Annotated in this window: 23 protein-coding genes; 8 read left to right on the forward strand and 15 right to left on the reverse strand. The window is 70.6% G+C overall.

The window, feature by feature from the left end:
• The first annotated feature begins 88 nt into the window (after positions 1 to 88).
• A complete protein-coding gene (locus ABZY11_RS23185; protein ID WP_356480976.1) occupies positions 89 to 1,222 on the forward strand; it encodes a peptidoglycan bridge formation glycyltransferase FemA/FemB family protein in 1,134 nt (377 codons plus the stop codon).
• A gap of 48 nt (positions 1,223 to 1,270) precedes the next feature.
• Positions 1,271 to 1,714, forward strand: coding sequence for a GNAT family N-acetyltransferase (locus ABZY11_RS23190; RefSeq protein WP_356480977.1), 444 nt, complete (start codon positions 1,271 to 1,273; stop codon positions 1,712 to 1,714).
• An 18-nt stretch (positions 1,715 to 1,732) separates the two neighbouring features.
• On the opposite strand, the gene ABZY11_RS23195 is transcribed toward ABZY11_RS23190, so the two are convergent.
• A complete protein-coding gene (locus ABZY11_RS23195) occupies positions 1,733 to 2,374 on the reverse strand; it encodes a DUF4232 domain-containing protein (RefSeq protein WP_356480997.1) in 642 nt (213 codons plus the stop codon).
• A 201-nt stretch (positions 2,375 to 2,575) separates the two neighbouring features.
• On the opposite strand from ABZY11_RS23195, the gene dapA reads away from it, so the two are divergent.
• Positions 2,576 to 3,460, forward strand: a complete 885-nt coding sequence (gene dapA / locus ABZY11_RS23200; RefSeq protein WP_356480978.1) for a 4-hydroxy-tetrahydrodipicolinate synthase — start codon at positions 2,576 to 2,578, stop codon at positions 3,458 to 3,460.
• On the opposite strand, the gene dapD is transcribed toward dapA, so the two are convergent.
• On the reverse strand, positions 3,457 to 4,446 hold the full coding sequence (dapD, locus tag ABZY11_RS23205; RefSeq protein ID WP_356480979.1) for a 2,3,4,5-tetrahydropyridine-2,6-dicarboxylate N-succinyltransferase: 990 nt from the start codon (positions 4,444 to 4,446) through the stop codon (positions 3,457 to 3,459). The genes dapA and dapD overlap by 4 nt on opposite strands.
• Positions 4,447 to 4,534: 88 nt before the next feature.
• Entirely contained in the window at positions 4,535 to 5,791 is a 1,257-nt protein-coding gene (locus ABZY11_RS23210; protein WP_356480980.1) for an MFS transporter, read from the reverse strand.
• Positions 5,792 to 5,901: 110 nt separating this feature from the next.
• Between ABZY11_RS23210 and ABZY11_RS23215 the strand changes: the two genes are divergently transcribed.
• The gene (locus ABZY11_RS23215; protein ID WP_356480981.1) at positions 5,902 to 6,789 is read left to right on the forward strand and encodes a winged helix-turn-helix transcriptional regulator; all 888 of its coding nucleotides are present in this window, start codon (positions 5,902 to 5,904) and stop codon (positions 6,787 to 6,789) included.
• A 24-nt stretch (positions 6,790 to 6,813) separates the two neighbouring features.
• Here the strand turns inward: ABZY11_RS23215 and ABZY11_RS23220 are convergent, their stop codons facing one another.
• Both ABZY11_RS23220 and ABZY11_RS23225 read right to left on the reverse strand, forming a co-directional pair.
• Positions 6,814 to 7,350 carry a TetR family transcriptional regulator gene (locus ABZY11_RS23220; protein ID WP_356480982.1) on the reverse strand — a complete coding sequence of 179 codons (537 nt, stop codon included), beginning with the start codon at positions 7,348 to 7,350 and terminating at the stop codon, positions 6,814 to 6,816.
• Positions 7,350 to 7,670: a multidrug efflux SMR transporter gene (locus ABZY11_RS23225; protein ID WP_356480998.1), complete on the reverse strand. Its 321-nt coding sequence runs from the start codon at positions 7,668 to 7,670 to the stop codon at positions 7,350 to 7,352. Before ABZY11_RS23225 ends, ABZY11_RS23220 begins: the two co-directional genes overlap by 1 nt.
• A 190-nt stretch (positions 7,671 to 7,860) precedes the next feature.
• Here ABZY11_RS23225 and ABZY11_RS23230 point away from each other — a divergent pair, with 190 nt between their 5' ends.
• Positions 7,861 to 8,895, forward strand: a complete 1,035-nt coding sequence (locus tag ABZY11_RS23230) for a hypothetical protein (RefSeq protein WP_356480983.1) — start codon at positions 7,861 to 7,863, stop codon at positions 8,893 to 8,895.
• Positions 8,896 to 8,910: 15 nt separating this feature from the next.
• Here ABZY11_RS23230 and ABZY11_RS23235 read toward each other — a convergent pair whose 3' ends face one another.
• From ABZY11_RS23235 to ABZY11_RS23280, 10 genes are all read right to left on the reverse strand, one after another.
• The gene (locus ABZY11_RS23235) at positions 8,911 to 9,276 is read right to left on the reverse strand and encodes a VOC family protein (RefSeq protein ID WP_356480984.1); all 366 of its coding nucleotides are present in this window, start codon (positions 9,274 to 9,276) and stop codon (positions 8,911 to 8,913) included.
• 64 nt (positions 9,277 to 9,340) lie between these two features.
• Positions 9,341 to 10,735 (reverse strand): hypothetical protein, encoded by a 1,395-nt coding sequence (locus ABZY11_RS23240; RefSeq protein WP_356480985.1) that lies wholly within the window; start codon positions 10,733 to 10,735, stop codon positions 9,341 to 9,343.
• A gap of 143 nt (positions 10,736 to 10,878) precedes the next feature.
• Positions 10,879 to 11,232 (reverse strand): metal-sulfur cluster assembly factor, encoded by a 354-nt coding sequence (locus tag ABZY11_RS23245; protein WP_356480986.1) that lies wholly within the window; start codon positions 11,230 to 11,232, stop codon positions 10,879 to 10,881.
• Positions 11,229 to 11,684, reverse strand: a complete 456-nt coding sequence (gene sufU, locus ABZY11_RS23250; RefSeq protein ID WP_072483050.1) for a Fe-S cluster assembly sulfur transfer protein SufU — start codon at positions 11,682 to 11,684, stop codon at positions 11,229 to 11,231. Before sufU ends, ABZY11_RS23245 begins: the two co-directional genes overlap by 4 nt.
• A gap of 26 nt (positions 11,685 to 11,710) precedes the next feature.
• Positions 11,711 to 12,967, reverse strand: a complete 1,257-nt coding sequence (locus tag ABZY11_RS23255) for a cysteine desulfurase (RefSeq protein WP_356480987.1) — start codon at positions 12,965 to 12,967, stop codon at positions 11,711 to 11,713.
• Complete coding sequence (gene sufC / locus ABZY11_RS23260) at positions 12,964 to 13,728, reverse strand: Fe-S cluster assembly ATPase SufC (protein ID WP_266736468.1); 765 nt, start codon at positions 13,726 to 13,728, stop codon at positions 12,964 to 12,966. Before sufC ends, ABZY11_RS23255 begins: the two co-directional genes overlap by 4 nt.
• 7 nt (positions 13,729 to 13,735) lie before the next feature.
• A complete protein-coding gene (locus tag ABZY11_RS23265) occupies positions 13,736 to 14,053 on the reverse strand; it encodes a bifunctional 3-phenylpropionate/cinnamic acid dioxygenase ferredoxin subunit (protein WP_356480988.1) in 318 nt (105 codons plus the stop codon).
• Positions 14,053 to 15,234 (reverse strand): Fe-S cluster assembly protein SufD, encoded by a 1,182-nt coding sequence (gene sufD / locus ABZY11_RS23270; protein ID WP_356480989.1) that lies wholly within the window; start codon positions 15,232 to 15,234, stop codon positions 14,053 to 14,055. Before sufD ends, ABZY11_RS23265 begins: the two co-directional genes overlap by 1 nt.
• A gap of 68 nt (positions 15,235 to 15,302) precedes the next feature.
• A complete protein-coding gene (gene sufB / locus ABZY11_RS23275; RefSeq protein ID WP_356480990.1) occupies positions 15,303 to 16,724 on the reverse strand; it encodes a Fe-S cluster assembly protein SufB in 1,422 nt (473 codons plus the stop codon).
• Positions 16,721 to 17,461 (reverse strand): metalloregulator ArsR/SmtB family transcription factor, encoded by a 741-nt coding sequence (locus ABZY11_RS23280; protein WP_356480991.1) that lies wholly within the window; start codon positions 17,459 to 17,461, stop codon positions 16,721 to 16,723. Before ABZY11_RS23280 ends, sufB begins: the two co-directional genes overlap by 4 nt.
• A 136-nt stretch (positions 17,462 to 17,597) precedes the next feature.
• Here ABZY11_RS23280 and ABZY11_RS23285 point away from each other — a divergent pair, with 136 nt between their 5' ends.
• From ABZY11_RS23285 to ABZY11_RS23295, 3 genes are all read left to right on the forward strand, one after another.
• Positions 17,598 to 18,578: an ABC transporter ATP-binding protein gene (locus ABZY11_RS23285; RefSeq protein WP_356480992.1), complete on the forward strand. Its 981-nt coding sequence runs from the start codon at positions 17,598 to 17,600 to the stop codon at positions 18,576 to 18,578.
• Positions 18,575 to 19,342 (forward strand): ABC transporter permease, encoded by a 768-nt coding sequence (locus ABZY11_RS23290; RefSeq protein ID WP_356480993.1) that lies wholly within the window; start codon positions 18,575 to 18,577, stop codon positions 19,340 to 19,342. Before ABZY11_RS23285 ends, ABZY11_RS23290 begins: the two co-directional genes overlap by 4 nt.
• A 99-nt stretch (positions 19,343 to 19,441) precedes the next feature.
• Positions 19,442 to 20,455 (forward strand): COX15/CtaA family protein, encoded by a 1,014-nt coding sequence (locus ABZY11_RS23295; RefSeq protein WP_356480994.1) that lies wholly within the window; start codon positions 19,442 to 19,444, stop codon positions 20,453 to 20,455.
• The last annotated feature ends 80 nt before the right edge of the window (positions 20,456 to 20,535 follow it).

Consider the following 20,535-nt stretch of genomic DNA (forward strand, 5'->3'; position numbering starts at 1 on the left):
ACCCTGGTACGTCAAGTGCGCTTGAGGTCAACAGCACGCCCTGTCGGCACCGTCAGGCGCACCGACAGCACAACGAACGGAGTACCGCATGGCACCGCACCTGAGGACGATCAGCCGCGAGGAGCATCTGGCGTTCGTCGCGAGCCGTCCCGCCGCGAGCCATATGCAGGTTCCGTCGTGGGGCGATGTGAAGCCCGACTGGCGTGCGGAGAGCATCGGCTGGTTCGACCGGGACGGCGCGGGCCGGGAACGGATCGTCGGAGCCGGGCTGGTCCTGTACCGGCCGATCCCCCGGGTGAAGCGCTATCTGGCCTATCTGCCGGAGGGCCCGGTCATCGACTGGCACAGCACGGGGCTGCGGCAGTGGCTGGATCCGATGCTGGCGCATCTGAAGGCGCAGGGCGCGTTCTCGGTGCGCATGGGCCCGCCGGTGGTCGCCCGGCGCTGGGATGCCCGGACCGTCAAGGACGCCATCGCCGACCCGGCCGCCGGACGCCTGCGCGACGTACCGCCGGACGCGGAGGAGCCGCGGGCCGCCGAGGTCGTGGAGCAGCTGCGTGCACTGGGCTGGCGGCGGGGCGAGGAGGAGAGCGAGGACGGTTTCAGCGCGGGGCAGCCCCGGTACGTCTTCCAGGTGCCGTTCGCCGGGCTGTCGCTGGAGGAGATCCGGGGCAATCTGAACCAGCAGTGGCGGCGCAACATCAAGAAGGCGGAGAAGGCGGGCGTCAAGGTCGTCGAGGGCGGTCACGAGGACCTCCCGGCCTTCTACGAGCTGTACCGCGAGACGGCCGGGCGCGACCGCTTCATCCCTCGTCCGCTCGCCTACTTCCAGCGGATGTGGACCGTGCTGCGGGCCGAGGACCCCGACCGGATGCGGCTCTACCTCGCCCAGCACGAGGGCGAGACGCTCTCCGCGGCGACGATGCTGACCGTGGGCAACCACGTCTGGTACTCCTACGGCGCCTCCACCGGCCGCAAGCGCGAGGTGCAGCCCAGCAACGCCATCCAGTGGCGCATGATGAGCGACGCGCACGAACGGGGCGCGGCCGTCTACGACTTGCGCGGCATCACCGACACCCTCGACGAGAGCAACCATCTGGTGGGCCTGCTGCGTTTCAAGGTCGGCACGGGCGGCCGGGCCGCCGAGTACATCGGCGAGTGGGACTACCCGGTCAACAAGGTGCTCCACAAGGCCTTCAGCCTCTACATGGCTCGTCGCTGACCCACCGTCCGGCACGGGCTCCGCGGCGCCCGTGCCAGACTCCGGAGCATGATCCTTCGCACCGCCACCCGCGCCGACCTGCCCGCCGTCCTCGCCCTGCTCGCCGACGAGGAGCGGGTCGTCGATCCGGCCTCGGTCGTGGTCGACGACGCGTACGAGAGGGCCTTCGCCGCCATCGAGAGCGACCCGCGCAACGAGATGCTGGTGCTGGTGGACGGCGACACCGTGCTGGGCTGTGCGCAGGCCACGTACATACCGGGGCTCGGCCGGAACGGCGAGGAGCGGGCGCTGATCGAGGCGGTACGGGTCAGGGCCGACCGGCGGGGCGGCGGGCTGGGGCGGGAGCTGATGAAGCGGGCGGTGGACCGGGCCCGGCTGCGGGGGTGCGGGCTGATGCAGCTGACCAGCGGCAAGCGGCGTGCGGACGCGCACCGGTTCTACGAGTCGCTGGGCTTCGCCCGCAGCCACGAGGGCTTCAAGCTCGCCCTCTGACCCCGCGCCGCCGGGGCGCTACTGGCCGGAATCGGCCCGCCACGCGGTCATGTTGAGCTCGTCGAGCAGCCGTACGTCGCTGCCCTTGAGCGGGAAGGTGCGCGCCTCCAGGCCGGGGGCCGGGGCGATCTCCAGTGCGTCGCCCTCGATGAGGTCACCGCCGGTCGGGGTGGACACCCAGGCCAGGAGCGACCGCATGGTCTTCCCCGGCTTCAGCATGACCTCCTGCGGCCCGCGGTCGCTGCCCATGTACGAGGAGCCCGGATTCACCGGGACGGGCAGCGGGTCGCCGGCCTCGTCCAGGGCCCGGACGGACGGGTAGCCGTGGACCCGGTACGGCTTGCTGCCGCAGTTGGTGAGGGTGAGGCCGACGGCCCGGTGGCCGAGCGCCGCTTCCACCTCGCCCATGTCGACGACGAGTCCGGAGGACGGGCAGCCGGCCGGGACGGTGGGGGTGGGGGCGGGCCCCTGCGCGGCCGGCGGCCGGTCGGGGAGCACCGGCGCGGAGACGCTCGGGAACGGTGTCGGCAGCTTGTCGGCGTGCACCCCGTACGAACGGCTGGGCGTCGGTTCCGGCTCGCCCTCGCCCGCCGGTACGAGGAACCCGGCGCATCCGGAGAGCGTGAGGCCCAGCACCCCGGCCAGGAGCCCGGCCGCCAGCGGCCCCCGTCTCCCGGTCCCCGTTCCGGTCCCCGCCAGTCCTCGCACGCTCACGCACCCACCCCGGTCTCGGCCTGTCGCATAGCCGTTCGATCATGCCAGAGTGCGGGACCCGGCCCCGCGACCGTTAAGCGGTTCTTGCCGCTCATCCCGAGCAGATCTAAGTGGACCTTCACGGTCCGACAGGCCGACAATTCGGGAATGATCGCATCCGCAACCCCCTTCGGCCGCACGCTCTGCGCCATGATCACGCCGTTCACCGACTCCGGCGCACTGGACCCGGACGCCGCCGCGAAGCATGCCGCCGCCCTGGTCGCCGACGGCTGCGACGGCCTGGTGCTGAGCGGTACCACCGGCGAGTCCCCGACCACCACCGACGCCGAGAAGACCGCACTGCTGCGGGCGGTCAGGGCGGCGGTCGGCGACGGGGTGCCGATCGTCGCCGGGGTCGGCAGCGCGGACACCCGGCACACCGTGAACCTCGCCCGGCAGGCCGAACGGGCGGGCGCGGACGGCCTGTTGGTGGTGACCCCGTACTACAGCCGGCCGCCGCAGGCCGCCGTCGAGGCACACTTCAGGCGCGTCGCCGACGCGACCGGCCTGCCGCTGATGCTGTACGACATCCCCGGCCGCACCGGCACCCGCATCGAGCCGGAGACCCTGCTGCGGCTCGCGGAGCACCCGCGCGTCGCGGCCGTGAAGGACTGCGCGTACGACCTGCTCGGCTCCACGAAGGTGATCGGCGCGACCTCGCTGGCGTACTACTCGGGCTGCGAGGAGCTCAACCTGCCGTTGTACGCGGTGGGCGCGGCGGGCTATGTCAGCACGGTCGCCAATGTGGCGCCCCGGGCGCTGAGGGCGGTCCTGGACGCGTTCGACGCCGGGGACACCGCCGGAGCCGCCCGGCACAACCGGCTCGTCCTCCCGCTCGCCGAACTGATGATGGCGTCCGGGCTGCCCGGCACGGTCACGGCGAAGGCCCTGCTCGGCGCCGGACCGGTCCGCGAACCGCTGCAGCCCGCCGGGCGCGAGGCGACCGACGGGCTGCGGAGGGCTTACGAGCAACTGCTCGCCGCCACGGGTTAGTTGTGGCTGTGCAGGACGTCGTTGAGGCCGCCCCAGACCGCGTTGTTCGGGCGGGCCTCGACGGCGCCGGAGACCGAGTTGCGGCGGAAGAGGATGTTCGAGGCGCCGGAGAGCTCACGGGCCTTGACGATCTGGCCGTCCGGCAGCGTGACGCGGGTACCGGCCGTGACGTAGAGCCCGGCCTCGACGACGCACTCGTCGCCGAGCGCGATCCCGACACCGGCCTCGGCGCCGATCAGGCAGCGCTCGCCGATGACGATGCGCTCCTTGCCGCCGCCGGAGAGGGTGCCCATGGTGGAGGCGCCGCCGCCGATGTCGGAGCCGTCGCCGACGACGACGCCCGCGGAGATGCGGCCCTCGACCATCGACGTGCCGAGGGTGCCCGCGTTGAAGTTGACGAAGCCCTCGTGCATGACGGTCGTGCCGGCGGCGAGGTGCGCGCCGAGCCTGACCCGGTCGGCATCGGCGATCCGGACGCCCTTCGGTGCGACGTAGTCCGTCATCCGGGGGAACTTGTCGACCGAGGTGACCTGGAGGTGCAGTCCCTCGGCGCGGGCGTTCAACCGCACCCTCTCCACGTCGTCGACGGCGACCGGGCCGAGCGAGGTCCAGGCGACATTGGTGAGGAGGCCGAAGAGCCCGTCCAGGTTCTGGCCGTGCGGCTGGACGAGGCGGTGCGAGAGGAGGTGCAGGCGCAGGTAGGCGTCGTGCCCGTCGATCGGCTTGTCGTCGAGCGAGGCGATGACCGTACGTACGGCGACGATCTCGACACCGCGGCGGGCGTCCACGCCGATCGCCTTGGCGGCTCCCTCGCCGAGGAGGTTGACGGCCTGGTCGGGGGTGAGCCGCGTGGTTCCGGCCGGGCCCGGCTCGGCGGTGAGCTCGGGGGCGGGGAACCAGGTGTCGAGAACGGAACCGTCGCCGGCGATGGTGGCGAGGCCGGCGGCGACGGCGCCGGTGGTGCGAGCAGGAGTCGTGTCGGTCATGACACGAAACCTAACCGGCGAGGCGCCACCGGGGCCAACCGGTCTCGCCGGATGGTCGCGCCCCGGCCGGGGAGCCGGACCTGCCAGGTCAGCCGGGCCGCGTCTGCCGTTCGGGTACCGGCACGGCGGCCTCCGCGCGCACCGGCCCCGGCACCGCCCCGGACCCCCACGGCCCCCACGGCCGCCGCGCCGCCAGCACCGCCACCCCCGCGCCGCAGGCCAGCACCGCGCAGGCGGGCCAGAGCAGTCCGGGCGCGTGGGCGTAGAGCGCACCGCCGAGCGGCGGCGCCAGCACCTGGCCGCTGATGGAGGCGCCCGCGTACAGGCTCTGGAAGCGGCCCTGCGCATGGGCGGGGGCCTGGTCGGCGACGTACGCCGTGGCGGTGGTCTTGTAGAGGATCTCGCCCGCGGTCAGCGAGGCCATCATCGTGACGGCGAACAGCGCGCCGACCCCCGGGATCAGCACCGCATAACCCAGCCCCACCAGCAGCAGCCCGGTGCCCACGACGCTCAGCGGCGCCCGTCGGCGCAGCGCGTGCGCCGCGGGGAGTTCCAGCAGCAGGATGAGGCCGCCGTTGACCGACAGCAGCCAGCCGTAGAACCGGGCGCCGTGGCCGTGCTCGGCAAGGAAGACGGGCAGGGTCGAGTACTGCTGCCGGTAGACGAGGTCGACGCAGAGGATCGCGGCGAGCAGGACCAGCACGGCAGGCCTGGCCCGCAGCTCCCGCCAGAGGCCGGGCGCGCCGGGATCGTGGGCCGGCCGGCTGTGCGCGGTGCCGTGCGCCGGGAGCACCGTCGCCGCGTACCCGGCGAAGATCAGGGTCCCCAGGCCGTCGGCGACGAACAGCCAGTCGTACGAGAAGCGGGCGGCGATCAGCGCGCCGAGCGGCGGGCCGACGGCGAACGCGGCGTTGCCTCCGGCCCGGACGAGGGCGAAGCTCTGGCGCCGGCTCCCCTCGGGGACGGAGACCGCGACGAGCGCGGAGTTGGCGGCGCGTACGACGCCTGCCGCGTACTGGGCGAGCGGCAGCACCCCGTACATCGCGGCGACCGGCAGGGCCGGCAGGGCCGCGAGCGCCACCCCACTGACCAGCGCGCCGGTCAGCAGCATCCGGCGGTGTCCGTAGCGGTCGCCGAACCAGCCACCGGTGAAGTTCCCCGCGACGAGGCCGATGCCGCCGAAGCCCGCGATGACTCCGGCCTGCGGGACGCTCAGCCCGCGCGGGCCGGTCAGATAGACGAAGAGATAGACGAACGTGAAGCTGACGACTCCGTTGAGAAAGGAGCCGAAGGCCAGTAGCCGCACCGTGCGCGGTACGTCCCGCACGACCCCGAAGAAGCCCATCCCCAGCACCCTCCCCCCAGTGAGTTTCCTTTGGGAACTGACTATGGCATCATGGTTTCCTGCAGGTCAATCCGGTAAGCGGCGGATGCGGGAGACCGACGGAGGAGCCCATGCCCCAGCGCACCAGCCTGGCCGACGCCGACTGCGCGATCGCCCAGGCACTCGATGTCGTGGGCGACTGGTGGACCCTGCTGATCGTGCGGGACACGGCGCGCGGGGTGCATCGCTTCGACGCGCTCCAGGAAGAGCTGGGCGTGTCCCGCAAGGTGCTGACCGAGCGGCTGCGGCTGCTGGTCGACGCGGGGGTGCTCTCCCGGGAGCCGTACCAGGACCGGCCGCCCCGGTACGAGTACCGGCTCACCCGGCGCGGCCGCGCGCTGCTGCCCGTACTGATCGCGCTCCAGGACTGGGGCGACACCTGGGTGCTGGGGGAAGGGGAAATGATGGCGACGGCCGCGGAGGCCTCGAAGGAGGCGGCCCGGGTGCACGCCCTGGTGGGCACCCGCCTGCCCGAGCTGCGACTGCTGGACCACGACGGCGCGTCGCGCGACCCGGTCGCCGGCACCCCGTACACCGTCCTGTACTGCTTCCCCGGCGCCTACGCCCGCCGGGACTCCTATCCGCCGGGCTGGGCCGAGATCCCGGGCGCGAGCGGCTGCACGCTCGAATCCTGCACGTACCGCGACCAGTTGGCCGAGTTCACGGCGGCGGGCGCGACCGTGCACGGGGTCTCCACCCAGCGCCCGGACGAGCAGCGGGCCTTCGCCGACGCGGAGCGGCTGAGGTTCCCGCTGCTGTCCGACGCGGAGCTGGAGCTGACGGCGGCGCTGCGCCTGCCCACCTTCCGCGCCGGGGGGACCAGCCGGCTGAAGCGGCTGACGCTGGTGGTGGACCGTGACCGGACGGTTCGCGAGGCGCTGTATCCGATCACGGACATCGAGGCGAGCGTCCGGGCGGCACTGACGGCGGTACGGAACGGCGGCCCGCCCGGCGAATAAGGGGCACGCGCGGGGACGGAGCCGTCACCCGGCGATCCGCCCCAGCATCTCCCGCGCGTACCCCTCGTCGTACTCGCCGCCGGTGAGCAGCACCTGGAGGCAGATCCCGTCCATCAGCGCGATCAGCGCCCGCGCCGTGGCCGGATCGGTGCGCCCGGACAGCAGCTCGGCGGTGCCGTCGGTCCACTCGGCGGCGACGGGCCGCAGCGCGGGCCTGCGGAGCGCGGCGAGATACAGCTCGTACTCCAGCTCGGCCCGTCCGCGCCCGCCGGAGAAGTACTCCCCCAGCAGCCCGGCCAGCTCCTCGGCGAGGTCGGCCTCCGGGTCGGCCAGTGCCTCGCTCTCCCGCATGACCTCGGCGAAGTTCTCGTTCGACCGGCGCAGCGCGGCGATCAACAGCTCGTCCAGCGAGGCGAAGTGATACGTCGTCGAGCCGAGCGGCACATCGGCCTCGGCCGCGACGGAGCGATGACTCAGCCCCGCGATGCCCTTGGCGCCGACCACCCTGATCGCGGCGTCGATGATGCGGTCGCGCCGCTCGGGGTCGTAGCGGCGCACCATCAGTGGGCCCCGCCCAGATTCAGCACCACCACTCCGGCGATGACCAGCGCTACGCCCGCCAGCTTGACCGGGCTGCCGGACTCGCCCATGAAGAGGATGCCGATGGCGGCGACCGCCGCGGTGCCGATCCCGGCCCAGATGGCATAGGCGGTGCCCACCGACAGCGTCTTCAGCGTCTGGGCGAGCAGCCCGAAGGCCACGAGGTATCCCGCGACGGTGATCAGCGAGGGCCAGAGCCGGGTGAAGCCCTCGCTGTACTTCATGGCCGTCGTACCGGCCACCTCCGCCGCGATCGCCGCGGCCAGTAGTCCGTAACCCATGTGTACGAGTGTACGCATCGCCGCCCGTGCGACGGTACGGGCACTTCTCGCCAACCAGGAACGCTACGGTGTCCCGACCAGCACACCAGTACGACGACATGACGGAGCAACAGTGGCGCAGGACGCAGGGTGGGGCGGCGGAGCACCGTACGGAGGGCCCCCGGGACCACCGGGATGGGGCGGCGGCTGGATGCCGCCGCCCAAGCCCGGGGTGATCCCGCTGGCGCCCCTGAAGCTCGGGGACATACTCGGCGGCGCCTTCAGCACGATGGGGCGCTACTGGAAGCAGTTGTTCGGCATCGGCGCGGCCGCGTACGGCGGGGCGCTGGTGGTCATGGCCGCCGCGGCCCTGATCGGGTACTCCGCGGTCAGCGACCATCTGCACAGGGTCATCTCGCTCAGCGCCGACGAGGACCCGGCGTCCTCCGACATGGTGCCGATCCTGGTCGCCCTCGGCGTCGTCTGGCTGGCCGCCCTGATCGCCTTCGCGCTCGCTACGACCATGATGTACGCGACCGTTCCCACGATTCTGCAGGAGGCGGTGCTGGGCCGACCGGCCACGTTCTCCGCCGTCTGGCGCCGGGCCTGGGCCCGGGTGCCCGCGGTGTTCGGAACGGTGGTCCTGACCTTCCTGATCGCGATGATCCCGATGGTGCTCCTGGTGGTCGGCTTCTTCGCGTTCGTGATCGGCACCATCACCCTGGCGCACGGCGGCAGTGTCGTGCTGTGGACCGCGCTCGGCTTCCTGGGCGCCCTGGCCTTCGCTCCCCTCGCGATCTGGCTCTGGGTGAAGTTCTGCCTGGCGCCCTCGGCCGTGGTGTTCGAGGGGCAGTCCCCGGTGGCCGCCCTGCGCCGCTCGGCGCAACTGGTGCGCGGCGACTGGTGGCGGGTCCTCGGGATCACCCTGCTGGCCTCCGCGCTGGCCGCCGTGGCGAGCTACATCATCCAGATCCCGTTCTCGTTCCTCGGCATGTTCTCCGGCCTGATCGGCGGCTCGACCCTGGACGAGGACCCGAACGCCGCCTCGATCGCCTTCGCCATGAGCGGCTATCTGGTGATCGTGGCGCTGGGACAGCTGATCGGCCAGTTCGTCTCGGCGACGTTCCCGCAGCTGGTGACCGGACTGCTCTACGTCGACCGGCGCATGCGTACGGAGAACCTGGGCCCGGCCCTCGCCGAGGCGGCGGCCGTACCACCGCAGTACGGCCCGCAGTACGGCCCCTGAGCGCGTCCGTTCGCCTCAGTCGATGAGCGAGTTCTTGGGCGTCAGCACACAGAACTCGTTCCCCTCGGGGTCCTCCAGTACCACCCAGCCCACATCCGCCTGCTGCCCGATGTCGCCCCGCCGCGCCCCGAGCCCGATGATGCGCTCGACCTCGGCGGCCAGGTCATCGGGGGCGAGATCGATGTGCAGCCGGTTCTTCACCGTCTTCCGCTCCGGTACGGGAACGAAGGTGATACCGGGAAGGGCGGACTTGTCGGCACCGATGACGATCTCGTCGTCGGCCTCGAAGAGCACCTGCCAGTCGAGCACTTGGCTCCAGAAGCGGGCGAGCGACGGCAGATCGTGCGCGTCGATGACGATGCTGTAAAAGGAAACGGCCATGCCCGCCGGTCTGCCCGGCGGACATGACCGTTCGCACCCCGGATTCGCGAGGCCGTCCGGTCCGTCAGCCGCCGACGGTGAACCGGACGGCCCGGGACTTCTTCCATTCGGCGTGGTCGAGATCCTTCGCCTCCGTGCCGTCCCCGTACAGATCGGCCGACCCGGCGTCCGTGATCAGCTGCGCTCGGGCGCCCGGAACGGTGAGGTCGGGAACGTCGACGACGGCCTCCCAGCCGCCCGGGTCCGCCGTCGGCAGATCGGCCCGCTTGACCGGGGCGTGCGCGGCGACGCCGTCCCAGGAGTAGAGGGCGTACGGGTCGGAGTTGTCGTCGGCCGCCCAGGAGCCGGCCACTATCAGATACTGGTCGGCGGCGTTCTTGCGGATGTCCCGGATACTGAGCCCGCCGAGGTCCAGCTCGATCGGCGCGCCCATGACCGCCTTCGCCCCGCGGCCGGCCACCTTGTCGAAGTTGGTGACGGGCACGATCAGGGCCTTGCCCCCCGACTTCGGTGGCACCAGGGGCGCCCGGAAGCCGAGGTACGCGGTGGTCGTCGAGCCGGGCGCGAACTCCAGGCCCTCGATGTTGAATCCGTCGATCTGCTTGGGCGCCTCACCGTCCGCCGTCCCCGCGGCGAAGCCGAGCCGGTTGCCGTTCGCCTTGTCCCAGGCGACGAGGTCGTCACGGAGCTTGCCGTACGAGCCGCCCGCCTTCAGCCGGGTGGCGGCGCCCGAGCCGGTCACCGTCGTGGTGAAGACGGTGTTGCGGTCGGACTTGTACTCGCCGTCCTTGTTGTTGCCGAGCGAACCGGTCCAGTAGATGGTGTCGCCGACCCGGGCCGCGCCCTCGATGTCGATCTCCTTGTCCGCCCCGAGCTCCGAGCCGACGTCCCAGCTCCGCACGGGCCCGCCGGACGCGGAACGGTCGTACAGGCGCAGCGTGTTGGACTCGTCGTCGGCCACGACCATGTAGCCGCCACCGACGTCGACAGCGGCCGAGGAGTCCGAGGAACCGGTGAGCCAGCGGGTGTCGACGGCGTTCTGCACGGCGGCGGAGGCTGCGTAGTGCAGCGTCCTGGTGGCGGTCTTGCCGCCGAGTCCGGTGACCTTGATCGTGAGGTCGGTGTAGCCGCGTCCGTGCGCGGTGACCGTGAGCTTCCGGGTGCCGCCGGTGCCCGTCATGGTCACATCCCCGGCCCCGGCGACGGACGGCCTGGAGCTGGCGGACGCCGCCACGCCGAGCTCGGTCGCATCGGCCCCGCTCTGCGCGACGGTGACGGTCACCGCCGGGTCACCGCTCGCGCCGACGGCACCGGACAGATAGGAGGCCGAGAAGGCGATCGTCGGCGTTCCGTAACTCGCGGCGTGCGCGGGGGTGTTGACCCCCAGAGCGGCCAGCAGGAGAACTCCGCCCGCGGCGGCGGCCACCCTGCGGTCGGGGAGCGAAAACTGATGCAGCACGGCATGCCTCTCGTCGGCGTGGTGTCGCGGGTAGGTTCCGGTACCCGTGCCAACGAGGGACACACATCATGCGTACGGCTGGCGAAACAACGACGAAAAACGGCCCCCGGCGCGGAGCCGGGGGCCGTTCGTCGTCCGTGGGCTCAGACGTTGAAGCCCAGGGCGCGCAGCTGCTCGCGCCCGTCGTCCGTGATCTTGTCCGGTCCCCACGGCGGCATCCAGACCCAGTTGATCCGCAGTTCGTTGACGATGCCGTCGGTCGCGGACTTCGCCTGGTCCTCGATGACATCGGTCAGCGGGCAGGCCGCGGACGTCAGCGTCATGTCGAGGGTGGCGATATTGGCGTCGTCGATGTGGATGCCGTAGATCAGGCCGAGGTTGACGACGTCGATGCCCAGCTCGGGGTCGACCACGTCGTACAGCGCCTCGCGGACCTCCTCCTCGGAGGCCGGCTTGACCGTCGGGCTCTCGTCGGATGTCACCGTGTTCTCGCTCATGCCGTCTTCCCTTCGGACAGCGCTTTCGCCGTCGCGTCCTTCCACGCCATCCAGCTCAGCAGCGCGCACTTCACCCGGGCCGGGTACTTCGAGACACCGGCGAACGCGACCGCGTCCTCCAGCACCTCCTCCATCGCGTCGTCCGGCTCCAGCTGGCCCTTCGACTGCATCAGCTCCAGGAAGGTCTCCTGGATCTTCTGCGCCTGGCCCAGCTCCTTGCCGACCAGCAGGTCGTTCAGCACGGAGGCGCTGGCCTGGCTGATGGAGCAGCCCTGACCCTCGTACGACACGTCGGCGATGGTCTCGCCGTCGTACTTCACCCGGAGAGTGATCTCGTCGCCGCACGTCGGGTTGACGTGGTGCACCTCGGCGTCGCCGTCCCGCAGGCCGCGCCCGTGGGGGTGCTTGTAGTGGTCCAGGATCACTTCCTGGTACATCGAATCAAGCTTCACCAGTCAACCCTCAGCCGCTGTCCCAATTAACCGAAAAAGTTCCGTACGTGTTCCAGTCCGTCCACCAGGGCGTCCACCTCGGCGGGCGTGGAGTACAGATAGAACGACGCTCGCGTCGTCGCAGGAATTCCGTACCGCAGGCAGACCGGCCGGGCGCAGTGGTGTCCGACCCGGACCGCGATGCCCTGCTCGTCGAGCACCTGGCCCACATCGTGCGGGTGGATGTCGCCGAGCGTGAAGGAGATCGTGGCGCCTCGGTCCTCGGCCGTCGCCGGACCGATGATCCGGAGGTCCGGGACCTCAAGGAGCCGCTTCACCGCGTACTCGGTGATCGCGTGCTCGTGCCGGTAGATCTTCTCCATGCCGATCGCCGAGAGGTAGTCCACGGCCGCGCCGAGGCCCACGGCCTGGGCGATCGGGGGCGTACCGGCCTCGAACTTGTGCGGCGCGGGGGCGTACGTCGACGAGTGCATCGACACGGTCTCGATCATCTCGCCGCCACCGAGGAACGGCGGCAGGTCCTCCAGGAGCTCCTGCCGTCCCCAGAGCACGCCGATGCCGGTCGGGCCGACCATCTTGTGACCGGTGAAGGCCACGAAGTCGGCCTGCAGCGCCTGCACGTCCAGCACCATGTGCGGGGCGGCCTGCGAGGCGTCGATACAGACCAGCGCGCCGACCTGCTGGGCCCGGCGGATGATCTTCTCGACCGGGTTGATCGTGCCCATGATGTTGGAGACCAGGGTGAAGGAGACGATCTTCGTCTTCTCCGTGATGATCTCGTCGATGTTGGACAGATCGAGGCGGCCGTCGTCGGTGATGCCGAACCACTTCAGCTTCGCACCCGTGCGCTGCGAGAGCAGCTGCCACGGCACGATGTTGGAGTGGTGCTCCATCTCCGTGGTGACGATCTCGGTGTCGTGGTCCACCCGGTAGGGCTCGTCGGCCCAGCCGAGCATGTTGGCCACGAGGTTGAGCGACTCGGAGGCGTTCTTGGTGAAGATCACCTCGTCGCGGCTGGGAGCGTTGATGAACGCGGCGACCTTGTCACGGGCGCCTTCGTACAGCGCCGTGGCCTCCTCCGCGATCGTGTACACACCGCGGTGCACATTGGCGTTGTGCCGCTCGTAGTACTCGTTGAGGGCGTCGAGCACCTGGCGCGGCTTCTGCGAGGTCGCAGCGCTGTCCAGGTAGACGACCTTCTTCCCGTCGTGGACCGTCCGATCCAGCAGGGGGAAGTCCTTGCGGATCGCCTCGGTGTCGAGGAGGCCCGGCAGCTGTGTCACGCGGAAGCGCCACCCTTCACATATGCCTCGTAGCCCTCGTTCTCCAGCTTGTCGGCGAGCTCGGCACCGCCGGACTCGGCAATGCGGCCGTTGGCGAAGACGTGCACGAAGTCGGGCTTGATGTAACGGAGGATCCGCGTGTAGTGCGTGATCAGCAGGGTGCCGACCTCGCCGGTCTCGCGGACCCGGTTGACGCCCTCGGAGACGATGCGCAGGGCGTCGACGTCCAGGCCGGAGTCGGTCTCGTCGAGGATCGCGACCTTCGGCTTGAGGAGCTCCAGCTGAAGGATCTCGTGGCGCTTCTTCTCACCGCCGGAGAAGCCCTCGTTGACGTTGCGCTCGGCGAACGCCGGGTCCATCTGGAGTCGGCCCATCGTCTCCTTGACCTCCTTCACCCAGGTGCGCAGCTTGGGCGCCTCGCCGCGGACGGCGGTGGCGGAGGTACGGAGGAAGTTGGAGACCGAGACACCGGGGATCTCGACCGGGTACTGCATCGCGAGGAACAGACCGGCGCGGGCGCGCTCGTCGACGGTCATCTCCAGGACGTCCTCGCCGTCCAGGGTCACCGAACCGCTGGTGATCGTGTACTTGGGGTGACCCGCGAGGGAGTACGCGAGGGTGGACTTGCCGGACCCGTTGGGGCCCATGATGGCGTGGGTCTCGCCCTGCTTCACGGTCAGGTCGACGCCCTTGAGGATCTCCTTCGTGGCGTTGTCGGCCTCGACGGAGACGTGCAGGTCGCGGATTTCAAGCGTTGCCATGGGTGACTCAGGACTCCTGGGTGACGGAGACGAGCACATCGTCCCCTTCGATCTTGACGGGGTATACGGGGACGGGGCGCGTCGCGGGAAGGCCGGACGGCTTGCCGGTACGCAGGTCGAAGCTGGAACCGTGCAGCCAGCACTCGATCATGCAGTCCTCGACCTCTCCCTCGGACAGTGAGACGTTCGCGTGCGAGCAGATGTCGTTGATCGCGAACACCTCGCCCTCGGTACGGACGACGGACACCGGGACGCCGTCGAGCTCCACCCGCTTCGGGGTGTCGTCCTCCAGCTCACTCAGCGCACAGACTTTGACGAAGGCCATCAGACGGAAGCCTTCAGCTCGGCCTCGATCTTCTCCAGCAGCCGCGCCTCGACGTCCGGCAGACCGATCTGCTGGACGAGCTCGGCGAAGAAGCCGCGCACGACGAGCCGGCGGGCCTCCTCGGCGTCGATGCCCCGGGACATCAGGTAGAAGAGCTGCTCGTCGTCGAACCGGCCGGTCGCGGAGGCGTGGCCGGCGCCGACGATCTCGCCGGTCTCGATCTCCAGGTTCGGCACGGAGTCGACCCGCGCGCCGTCCGTGAGGACGAGGTTGCGGTTCATCTCGTAGGTGTCGGTGCCCTCGGCCCTGGCCCGGATGAGGACGTCACCGATCCACACCGCGTGTGCGCCGTCGCCCTGGAGCGCGCCCTTGTAGGCGGCGTTGGACTTGCAGTGCGGGGTGTTGTGGTCGACCAGGAGGCGGTGCTCCTGGTGCTGGCCCTTGTCGGTGAAGTACAGGCCGAAGAGCTCGGCCTCGCCGCCGGTGCCCGCGTAGCTGACGCGCGGGTGGAGGCGGACGAGGTCGCCGCCGAAGGTGACGACGATCGACTTGAACGAGGCGTCCCGGCCGACCAGCGCGTTGTGCTGGCCGACGTGGACCGCGTTCTCGTCCCAGTCCTGCACGGAGACGACGGTGAGCTTCGCGCCGTCGCCGAGGACGTAGTCCACGTTGGCGGCGAGCACCGCGTCACCGGTGTGGTCGATGACGACGACGGCCTCGGCGAAGGCACCCAGCTCGACGACCTGGTGGCCGTAGGCCACGCCGCCCTCGCCGTGCACCGAGATGCGGATCGGCTCGGTGAGCACGGCCTCCCTGGCGACCGTGACGACGGACGCCTGCTCGAAGGAGGAGTACGCCTGGGCGGCGACGCGGTCCACCGGGGTGCCGGCCCTGCCGAGCCGGGCGTCGTCGCGGCCGACGGTCTCGACCGTGACCCCCTCGGGGGCCTCGATCACGACCTTCACACCGCCGCCGGTGGCGGTGGCCGTGCCGTCGTGAAGCCCGCGCAGCCGCTCCAGCGGCGTGAACCGCCACTCCTCCTCGCGGCCGTGCGGGACCGGGAAGTCCGCGACGTCGAAGGACGGGGGCGCGCTCATGCGCGTGGCGACGGTCGACTCGGCGGCCACCGCGATGGACCCGGTGGTGGTGGACCCCGCCGGAATGTTCTGAGCCTCAGCCATGGCTGTCGTAGTGCTCGCTTTCTCTGTCAAGGTCGGGGGATTCGGTCGTCAGGCTTTACTAAGCCGTGTCAGCCGACCGAGCCCTCCATCTGCAGCTCGATCAGCCGGTTGAGCTCAAGGGCGTACTCCATCGGCAGCTCCTTCGCGATCGGCTCGACGAAGCCGCGCACGATCATCGCCATCGCCTCGAACTCCGTCAGACCGCGGCTCATCAGGTAGAAGAGCTGGTCCTCGGAGACCTTGGAGACGGTCGCCTCGTGACCCATCGACACGTCGTCCTCGCGGACGTCGACGTACGGGTAGGTGTCGGAGCGCGAGATCGTGTCGACCAGCAGCGCGTCGCAGAGCACGTTGGACTTCGCGCCCGGCGCGCCCTCGCCGATCTCGATCAGACCGCGGTAGGAGGTGCGGCCGCCGCCTCGCGCCACCGACTTGGAGACGATGTTGGAGGAGGTGTTCGGCGCCATGTGGACCATCTTGGCGCCGGCGTCCTGGTGCTGGCCCTCGCCCGCGAAGGCGATGGAGAGGGTCTCGCCCTTGGCGTGCTCGCCCATCAGGTAGACGGCCGGGTACTTCATGGTGACCTTGGAGCCGATGTTGCCGTCGACCCACTCCATGGTCGCGCCCTCGTAGGCCACGGCGCGCTTGGTGACCAGGTTGTAGACGTTGTTCGACCAGTTCTGGATCGTCGTGTAGCGGCAGCGGCCGCCCTTCTTCACGATGATCTCGACGACCGCGGAGTGCAGCGAGTCGGAGGAGTAGATCGGGGCGGTGCAGCCCTCGACGTAGTGGACGTAGGCGTCCTCGTCGACGATGATCAGCGTCCGCTCGAACTGGCCCATGTTCTCCGTGTTGATACGGAAGTAGGCCTGGAGCGGGATGTCGACGTGGACACCCTTGGGCACGTAGATGAACGAGCCGCCGGACCACACGGCCGAGTTCAGCGAGGCGAACTTGTTGTCGCCGACCGGGATGACGGTGCCGAAGTACTCCTTGAAGAGCTCCGGGTGCTCCTTCAGCGCGGTGTCGGTGTCGAGGAAGATGACGCCCTGCTCCTCCAGGTCCTCACGGATCTGGTGGTAGACGACCTCGGACTCGTACTGCGCGGCGACACCGGCGACCAGGCGCTGCTTCTCCGCCTCCGGGATGCCGAGCTTGTCGTAGGTGTTCTTGATGTCCTCGGGCAGGTCCTCCCAGGACTCCGCCTGCTTCTCCGTGGACCGCACGAAGTACTTGATGTTGTCGAAGTCGATGCCCGACAGGTCGGAGCCCCAGTTCGGCATGGGCTTCTTGTCGAAGAGCCGCAGACCCTTGAGGCGCAGCTTCAGCATCCACTCGGGCTCGTTCTTCTTCGCCGAGATGTCGCGGACGACCGCCTCGGAGAGCCCGCGCTTGGCGGCGGCGCCTGCCGCGTCGGAGTCGGCCCAGCCGAATTCATACGTGCCCAGACCCTCGAGCTCAGGGTGGGCAGTCTCCGTAGGGAGCGTCATGCGGGGTTCCTCCCGGCCGTGCTTGCAGATGCTGAATTGGTGGTCTGTGGTGCTGGGTGGCCGCTGCGCGGAATGTACGTCGTGCACACACCGTCGCCGTGGGCGATGGTGGCCAGACGCTGCACATGCGTCCCGAGGAGGCTGGAGAAGAACTCCGTCTCCGCCTCGCACAGCTGCGGGTACTGCTCGGCGACATGAGCGACCGGGCAGTGGTGCTGGCACAGCTGCTCGCCCTGCTGCGGACCGGGCGCGCTACGCGCCGTAGCAGCGTACCCGTCGACGGACAAGGCCTTGGCCAGCGCCTCGGTGCGGGCCCCGGGGTCCGCGGCCTCGACCGCCGTGCGGTACGCCTCGGACTGGGCCGCGATCCTGGCCCGGGCGAAAGCGGTGACCGCTTCCTCGCCCGAGGTCTCGGCGATCCAGCGCAGGGCGTCCGCCGCGAGCTTGTCGTAGGACTGGTCGAAGGCGTCCCGGCCGCAGTCGGTGAGGGCGAACACCTTGGCCGGGCGGCCACGGGTCCGCGCCCCGTAGACCCGCTGCTCACGGGCCTCGATGACGCTGTCGGTGACGAGGGCGTCGAGATGGCGGCGGACCGCTGCCTGGGTGAGGCCGAGGCGCTTCGCCAGCTCGGCGACGGTGGACGGGCCGTGGTCCAGGATGGAGCGCGCGACCCGGTTGCGCGTCGAGCGCTCTCCGGTCGCGAGTTCCTCCTGCGGAGCCTCGCCAACGTATTTCACAACGCCATTGTTGCGTAATTCATCCGGCCCTGACAACCACGGTCCGAAACGATCTACGGTGCCGTTCATCACTTAGGGTTACCTAATCCGGCCCCGGGAGACCGGGGCATTCCGCCCCTGCCTAGACTTGCCCGCCATGAAGAGCGAGCCCGCCCTCCCGTCACCCGGCCGCCACCCCCCATCGACGCGCTCCGCGCCGCACCCCGCTGTCGAGGTCCGCGGCCTGGTGAAGCGGTACGGCCCCAAGACCGCGGTGGACGGCCTCGACCTGTGTGTACGCACCGGCGCCGTCACCGCCGTCCTCGGCCCCAACGGCGCCGGTAAGACCACCACCATCGAGACCTGCGAGGGCTACCGCCGCCCCGACGCCGGAACGGTGCGGGTCCTCGGCCTCGACCCGGTCGCCGACGCCGCGAAGCTCCGCCCCCGGATCGGCGTGATGCTCCAGTCGGGCGGTGTCTACTCCGGCGCACGCGCCGACGAGATGCTCCGCCACATGGCGAAGCTCCACGCCCACCCCCTGGACGTCGACACCCTGATCGAGCGCCTCGGCCTCGGCAGCTGCGGCCGTACGACCTACCGGCGGCTCTCCGGCGGCCAGCAGCAGCGGCTCGCCCTGGCGATGGCCGTCGTCGGCCGCCCCGAACTGGTCTTCCTCGACGAGCCGACCGCCGGCCTCGACCCGCAGGCCCGCCGCTCCACCTGGGAACTCGTACGCGAGCTGCGCACCGACGGGGTGTCGGTCGTCCTCACCACGCACTTCATGGACGAGGCCGAGGAGCTCGCCGACGACGTCGCCGTCATCGACGCGGGCAAGGTCATCGCCCAGGGCAGTCCCGAGACGCTCTGCCGCGGCGGCGCCGAGAACACCCTGCGCTTCACCGGCCCCCCCGGTCTCGACATCGGTTCGCTGCTGAAGGCGCTGCCCGACGGCACCGAGGCGGCCGAGCTCGTCCCGGGCGCGTACCGCATCAGCGGTGACGTCGACCCGGAGCTGCTGGCCACCGTCACCTCCTGGTGCGCCCGGCACGGAGTGATGCCGTCCGGCATCTCCGTGGAGCGGCACACGCTGGAGGACGTCTTCCTGGAACTGACCGGCAAGGAGCTGCGCGCATGAGCGCCGGTACGTACACCCCGCGGCCGGGCGCCGCCCCGCTGGGCCGCATGATCACCGCGCAGACCGCCCTGGAGACGCGGATGCTGCTGCGCAACGGCGAGCAGCTGCTGCTGACCGTGATCATCCCGACGCTGCTGCTGGTGCTGTTCAGCGCGGTCGACATCGTGGACACCGGCGCGGGCGAGTCCGTCGACTTCCTGACGCCGGGCATCCTCGCGCTCGCCGTGATGTCCACGGCCTTCACGGGCCAGGCCATCGCCACCGGTTTCGAGCGGCGGTACGGGGTGCTCAAGCGGCTCGGCGCCTCACCGCTGCCGCGCTGGGCGCTGATGACCGCCAAGACTCTCGCGGTGCTGGTCACCGAGGTGCTCCAGGTGGTGCTGCTCACGGTGATCGCGTTCGCGCTCGGCTGGTCGCCGCACGGCAGCCCCTTCGCCGTCCTGCTGCTGCTCGTGCTCGGCACGGCGGCCTTCTCCGGGCTCGGGCTGCTGATGGCCGGGACGCTCAAGGCGGAGGCGACGCTCGCCGCGGCCAATCTGGTCTTTCTGCTGCTGCTGGTCGGCGGCGGGGTCATCGTGCCGCTGGACAAGTTCCCGGACGCGGTGCAGTCGGTGCTCGGACTGCTGCCGATCGCGGCCCTGTCGGACGGTCTGCGCGAGGTGCTCCAGCACGGCGCTTCGATGCCGTGGGGCGACCTCGGCATCCTGGCCGCGTGGGCGGTCCTCGGGCTGGGCGCGGCGGCGAAGTTCTTCCGCTGGGAGTGAGCCCGGCCGCCCGCGGCAGGTGAGCGCGCGGACGCGCACCGTCGACGTTTCGGGGTAACTCGTCCCCCTCGTGAAAGCTTGCACAAGCCGCCGCCTACGATGGTGCGCGTGCCCAAGCTGACCCGAGCCGAAGTCGCTCAAGCCGCGCGGAACCCGCTCCTGTACATCGCCGAGCGATGGACCCCCTCCCCCCGTACGGTCCGCCGTGCGGCCATGTCGGCCGTCGTCATGGCCGTGCTCATCGTCGTGACCGGCGGCGCGGTGCGGCTGACCGGTTCCGGCCTGGGCTGCCCGACCTGGCCCAAGTGCACCGACGAGAGCCTCACGGCGACGAGCGAGATGGGCTTCCACGGCGCCATCGAGTTCGGCAACCGGATGCTGACCTACGTCCTGTGCGCGGCCGTCGGCTGGGCGATCATCGCCGCCCGGTCCGCCAAGCCCTGGCGGCACAGCCTGACGAAGCTCGGCTGGGTGCAGTTCTGGGTGGTCATGGGCAATGCCGTGCTCGGCGGCATCGTGGTGCTGGTCGGCCTCAACCCGTACACCGTCGCGGCGCACTTCCTGCTCTCCACGGCGCTGCTCACCGTCGCGATGGTGACCTGGCAGCGGGTCGGCGAGGGCGACGAGGCGCCCCGGCCGCTGGTCGGCAAGGCGGTGTCCCAGCTGACCTGGCTGCTCGTGGTCGCCGCGGGGCTGCTGATCGCGGTCGGCACGGTGGTCACCGGCGCCGGGCGGCACGCGGGCGACTCCAGCGACGTGCACCGCATTCCGATCGACTGGAAGATGATCGCGCAGCTGCACGCCGATCTGGCCTGGGTCGTGGTGGCGCTGTCCGTCGCGCTCTGGTTCGTACTGAAGGCCGTCGACGCGCCGGTCGGCCCGCTGCACCGCGCCCGTGACCTTTTCCTGGTGCTGATGGCTCAGGGCGTGATCGGGTACGTGCAATATTTCACCGACACACCGGAGATCCTGGTCGGCCTGCACATGCTGGGCTCGTGCCTGGTGTGGATCGCGGTCGTGCGGGTGCTCCTGTCGCTGCGTGAGCGCCCCGTGGCCGTGGCCGCGGTGCCCGGCCCCGCCGCCGAGCAGCCGGAACCCGCGGCGGCGGGCTGACCACGGTCCGCCTCCCCCTCACACACGACGATCGCCGGACGCGTTCCTTCTCGGAACCGTCCGGCGATCGTCGTGAGTGA

The organism is Streptomyces sp. NPDC006510, assembly GCF_040611955.1.
Taxonomy (GTDB): Bacteria; Actinomycetota; Actinomycetes; order Streptomycetales; family Streptomycetaceae; genus Streptomyces.

What these genes read in the sequence shown, in the direction of transcription:
- ABZY11_RS23185 (WP_356480976.1), top strand. Translation starts at nt 89, where the DNA reads ATGGCACCGCACCTGAGGACGATCAGCCGCGAGGAGCATCTGGCGTTC.
- ABZY11_RS23190 (WP_356480977.1), top strand. Translation starts at nt 1,271, where the DNA reads ATGATCCTTCGCACCGCCACCCGCGCCGACCTGCCCGCCGTCCTCGCC.
- dapA (WP_356480978.1), top strand. Translation starts at nt 2,576, where the DNA reads ATGATCGCATCCGCAACCCCCTTCGGCCGCACGCTCTGCGCCATGATC.
- dapD (WP_356480979.1), bottom strand. Translation starts at nt 4,446, where the DNA reads ATGACCGACACGACTCCTGCTCGCACCACCGGCGCCGTCGCCGCCGGC.
- ABZY11_RS23210 (WP_356480980.1), bottom strand. Translation starts at nt 5,791, where the DNA reads ATGGGCTTCTTCGGGGTCGTGCGGGACGTACCGCGCACGGTGCGGCTA.
- ABZY11_RS23215 (WP_356480981.1), top strand. Translation starts at nt 5,902, where the DNA reads ATGCCCCAGCGCACCAGCCTGGCCGACGCCGACTGCGCGATCGCCCAG.
- ABZY11_RS23220 (WP_356480982.1), bottom strand. Translation starts at nt 7,350, where the DNA reads ATGGTGCGCCGCTACGACCCCGAGCGGCGCGACCGCATCATCGACGCC.
- ABZY11_RS23225 (WP_356480998.1), bottom strand. Translation starts at nt 7,670, where the DNA reads ATGGGTTACGGACTACTGGCCGCGGCGATCGCGGCGGAGGTGGCCGGT.
- ABZY11_RS23230 (WP_356480983.1), top strand. Translation starts at nt 7,861, where the DNA reads ATGCCGCCGCCCAAGCCCGGGGTGATCCCGCTGGCGCCCCTGAAGCTC.
- ABZY11_RS23235 (WP_356480984.1), bottom strand. Translation starts at nt 9,276, where the DNA reads ATGGCCGTTTCCTTTTACAGCATCGTCATCGACGCGCACGATCTGCCG.
- ABZY11_RS23245 (WP_356480986.1), bottom strand. Translation starts at nt 11,232, where the DNA reads ATGAGCGAGAACACGGTGACATCCGACGAGAGCCCGACGGTCAAGCCG.
- sufC (WP_266736468.1), bottom strand. Translation starts at nt 13,728, where the DNA reads ATGGCAACGCTTGAAATCCGCGACCTGCACGTCTCCGTCGAGGCCGAC.
- ABZY11_RS23265 (WP_356480988.1), bottom strand. Translation starts at nt 14,053, where the DNA reads ATGGCCTTCGTCAAAGTCTGTGCGCTGAGTGAGCTGGAGGACGACACC.
- sufD (WP_356480989.1), bottom strand. Translation starts at nt 15,234, where the DNA reads ATGGCTGAGGCTCAGAACATTCCGGCGGGGTCCACCACCACCGGGTCC.
- sufB (WP_356480990.1), bottom strand. Translation starts at nt 16,724, where the DNA reads ATGACGCTCCCTACGGAGACTGCCCACCCTGAGCTCGAGGGTCTGGGC.
- ABZY11_RS23285 (WP_356480992.1), top strand. Translation starts at nt 17,598, where the DNA reads ATGAAGAGCGAGCCCGCCCTCCCGTCACCCGGCCGCCACCCCCCATCG.
- ABZY11_RS23290 (WP_356480993.1), top strand. Translation starts at nt 18,575, where the DNA reads ATGAGCGCCGGTACGTACACCCCGCGGCCGGGCGCCGCCCCGCTGGGC.
- ABZY11_RS23295 (WP_356480994.1), top strand. Translation starts at nt 19,442, where the DNA reads ATGGTGCGCGTGCCCAAGCTGACCCGAGCCGAAGTCGCTCAAGCCGCG.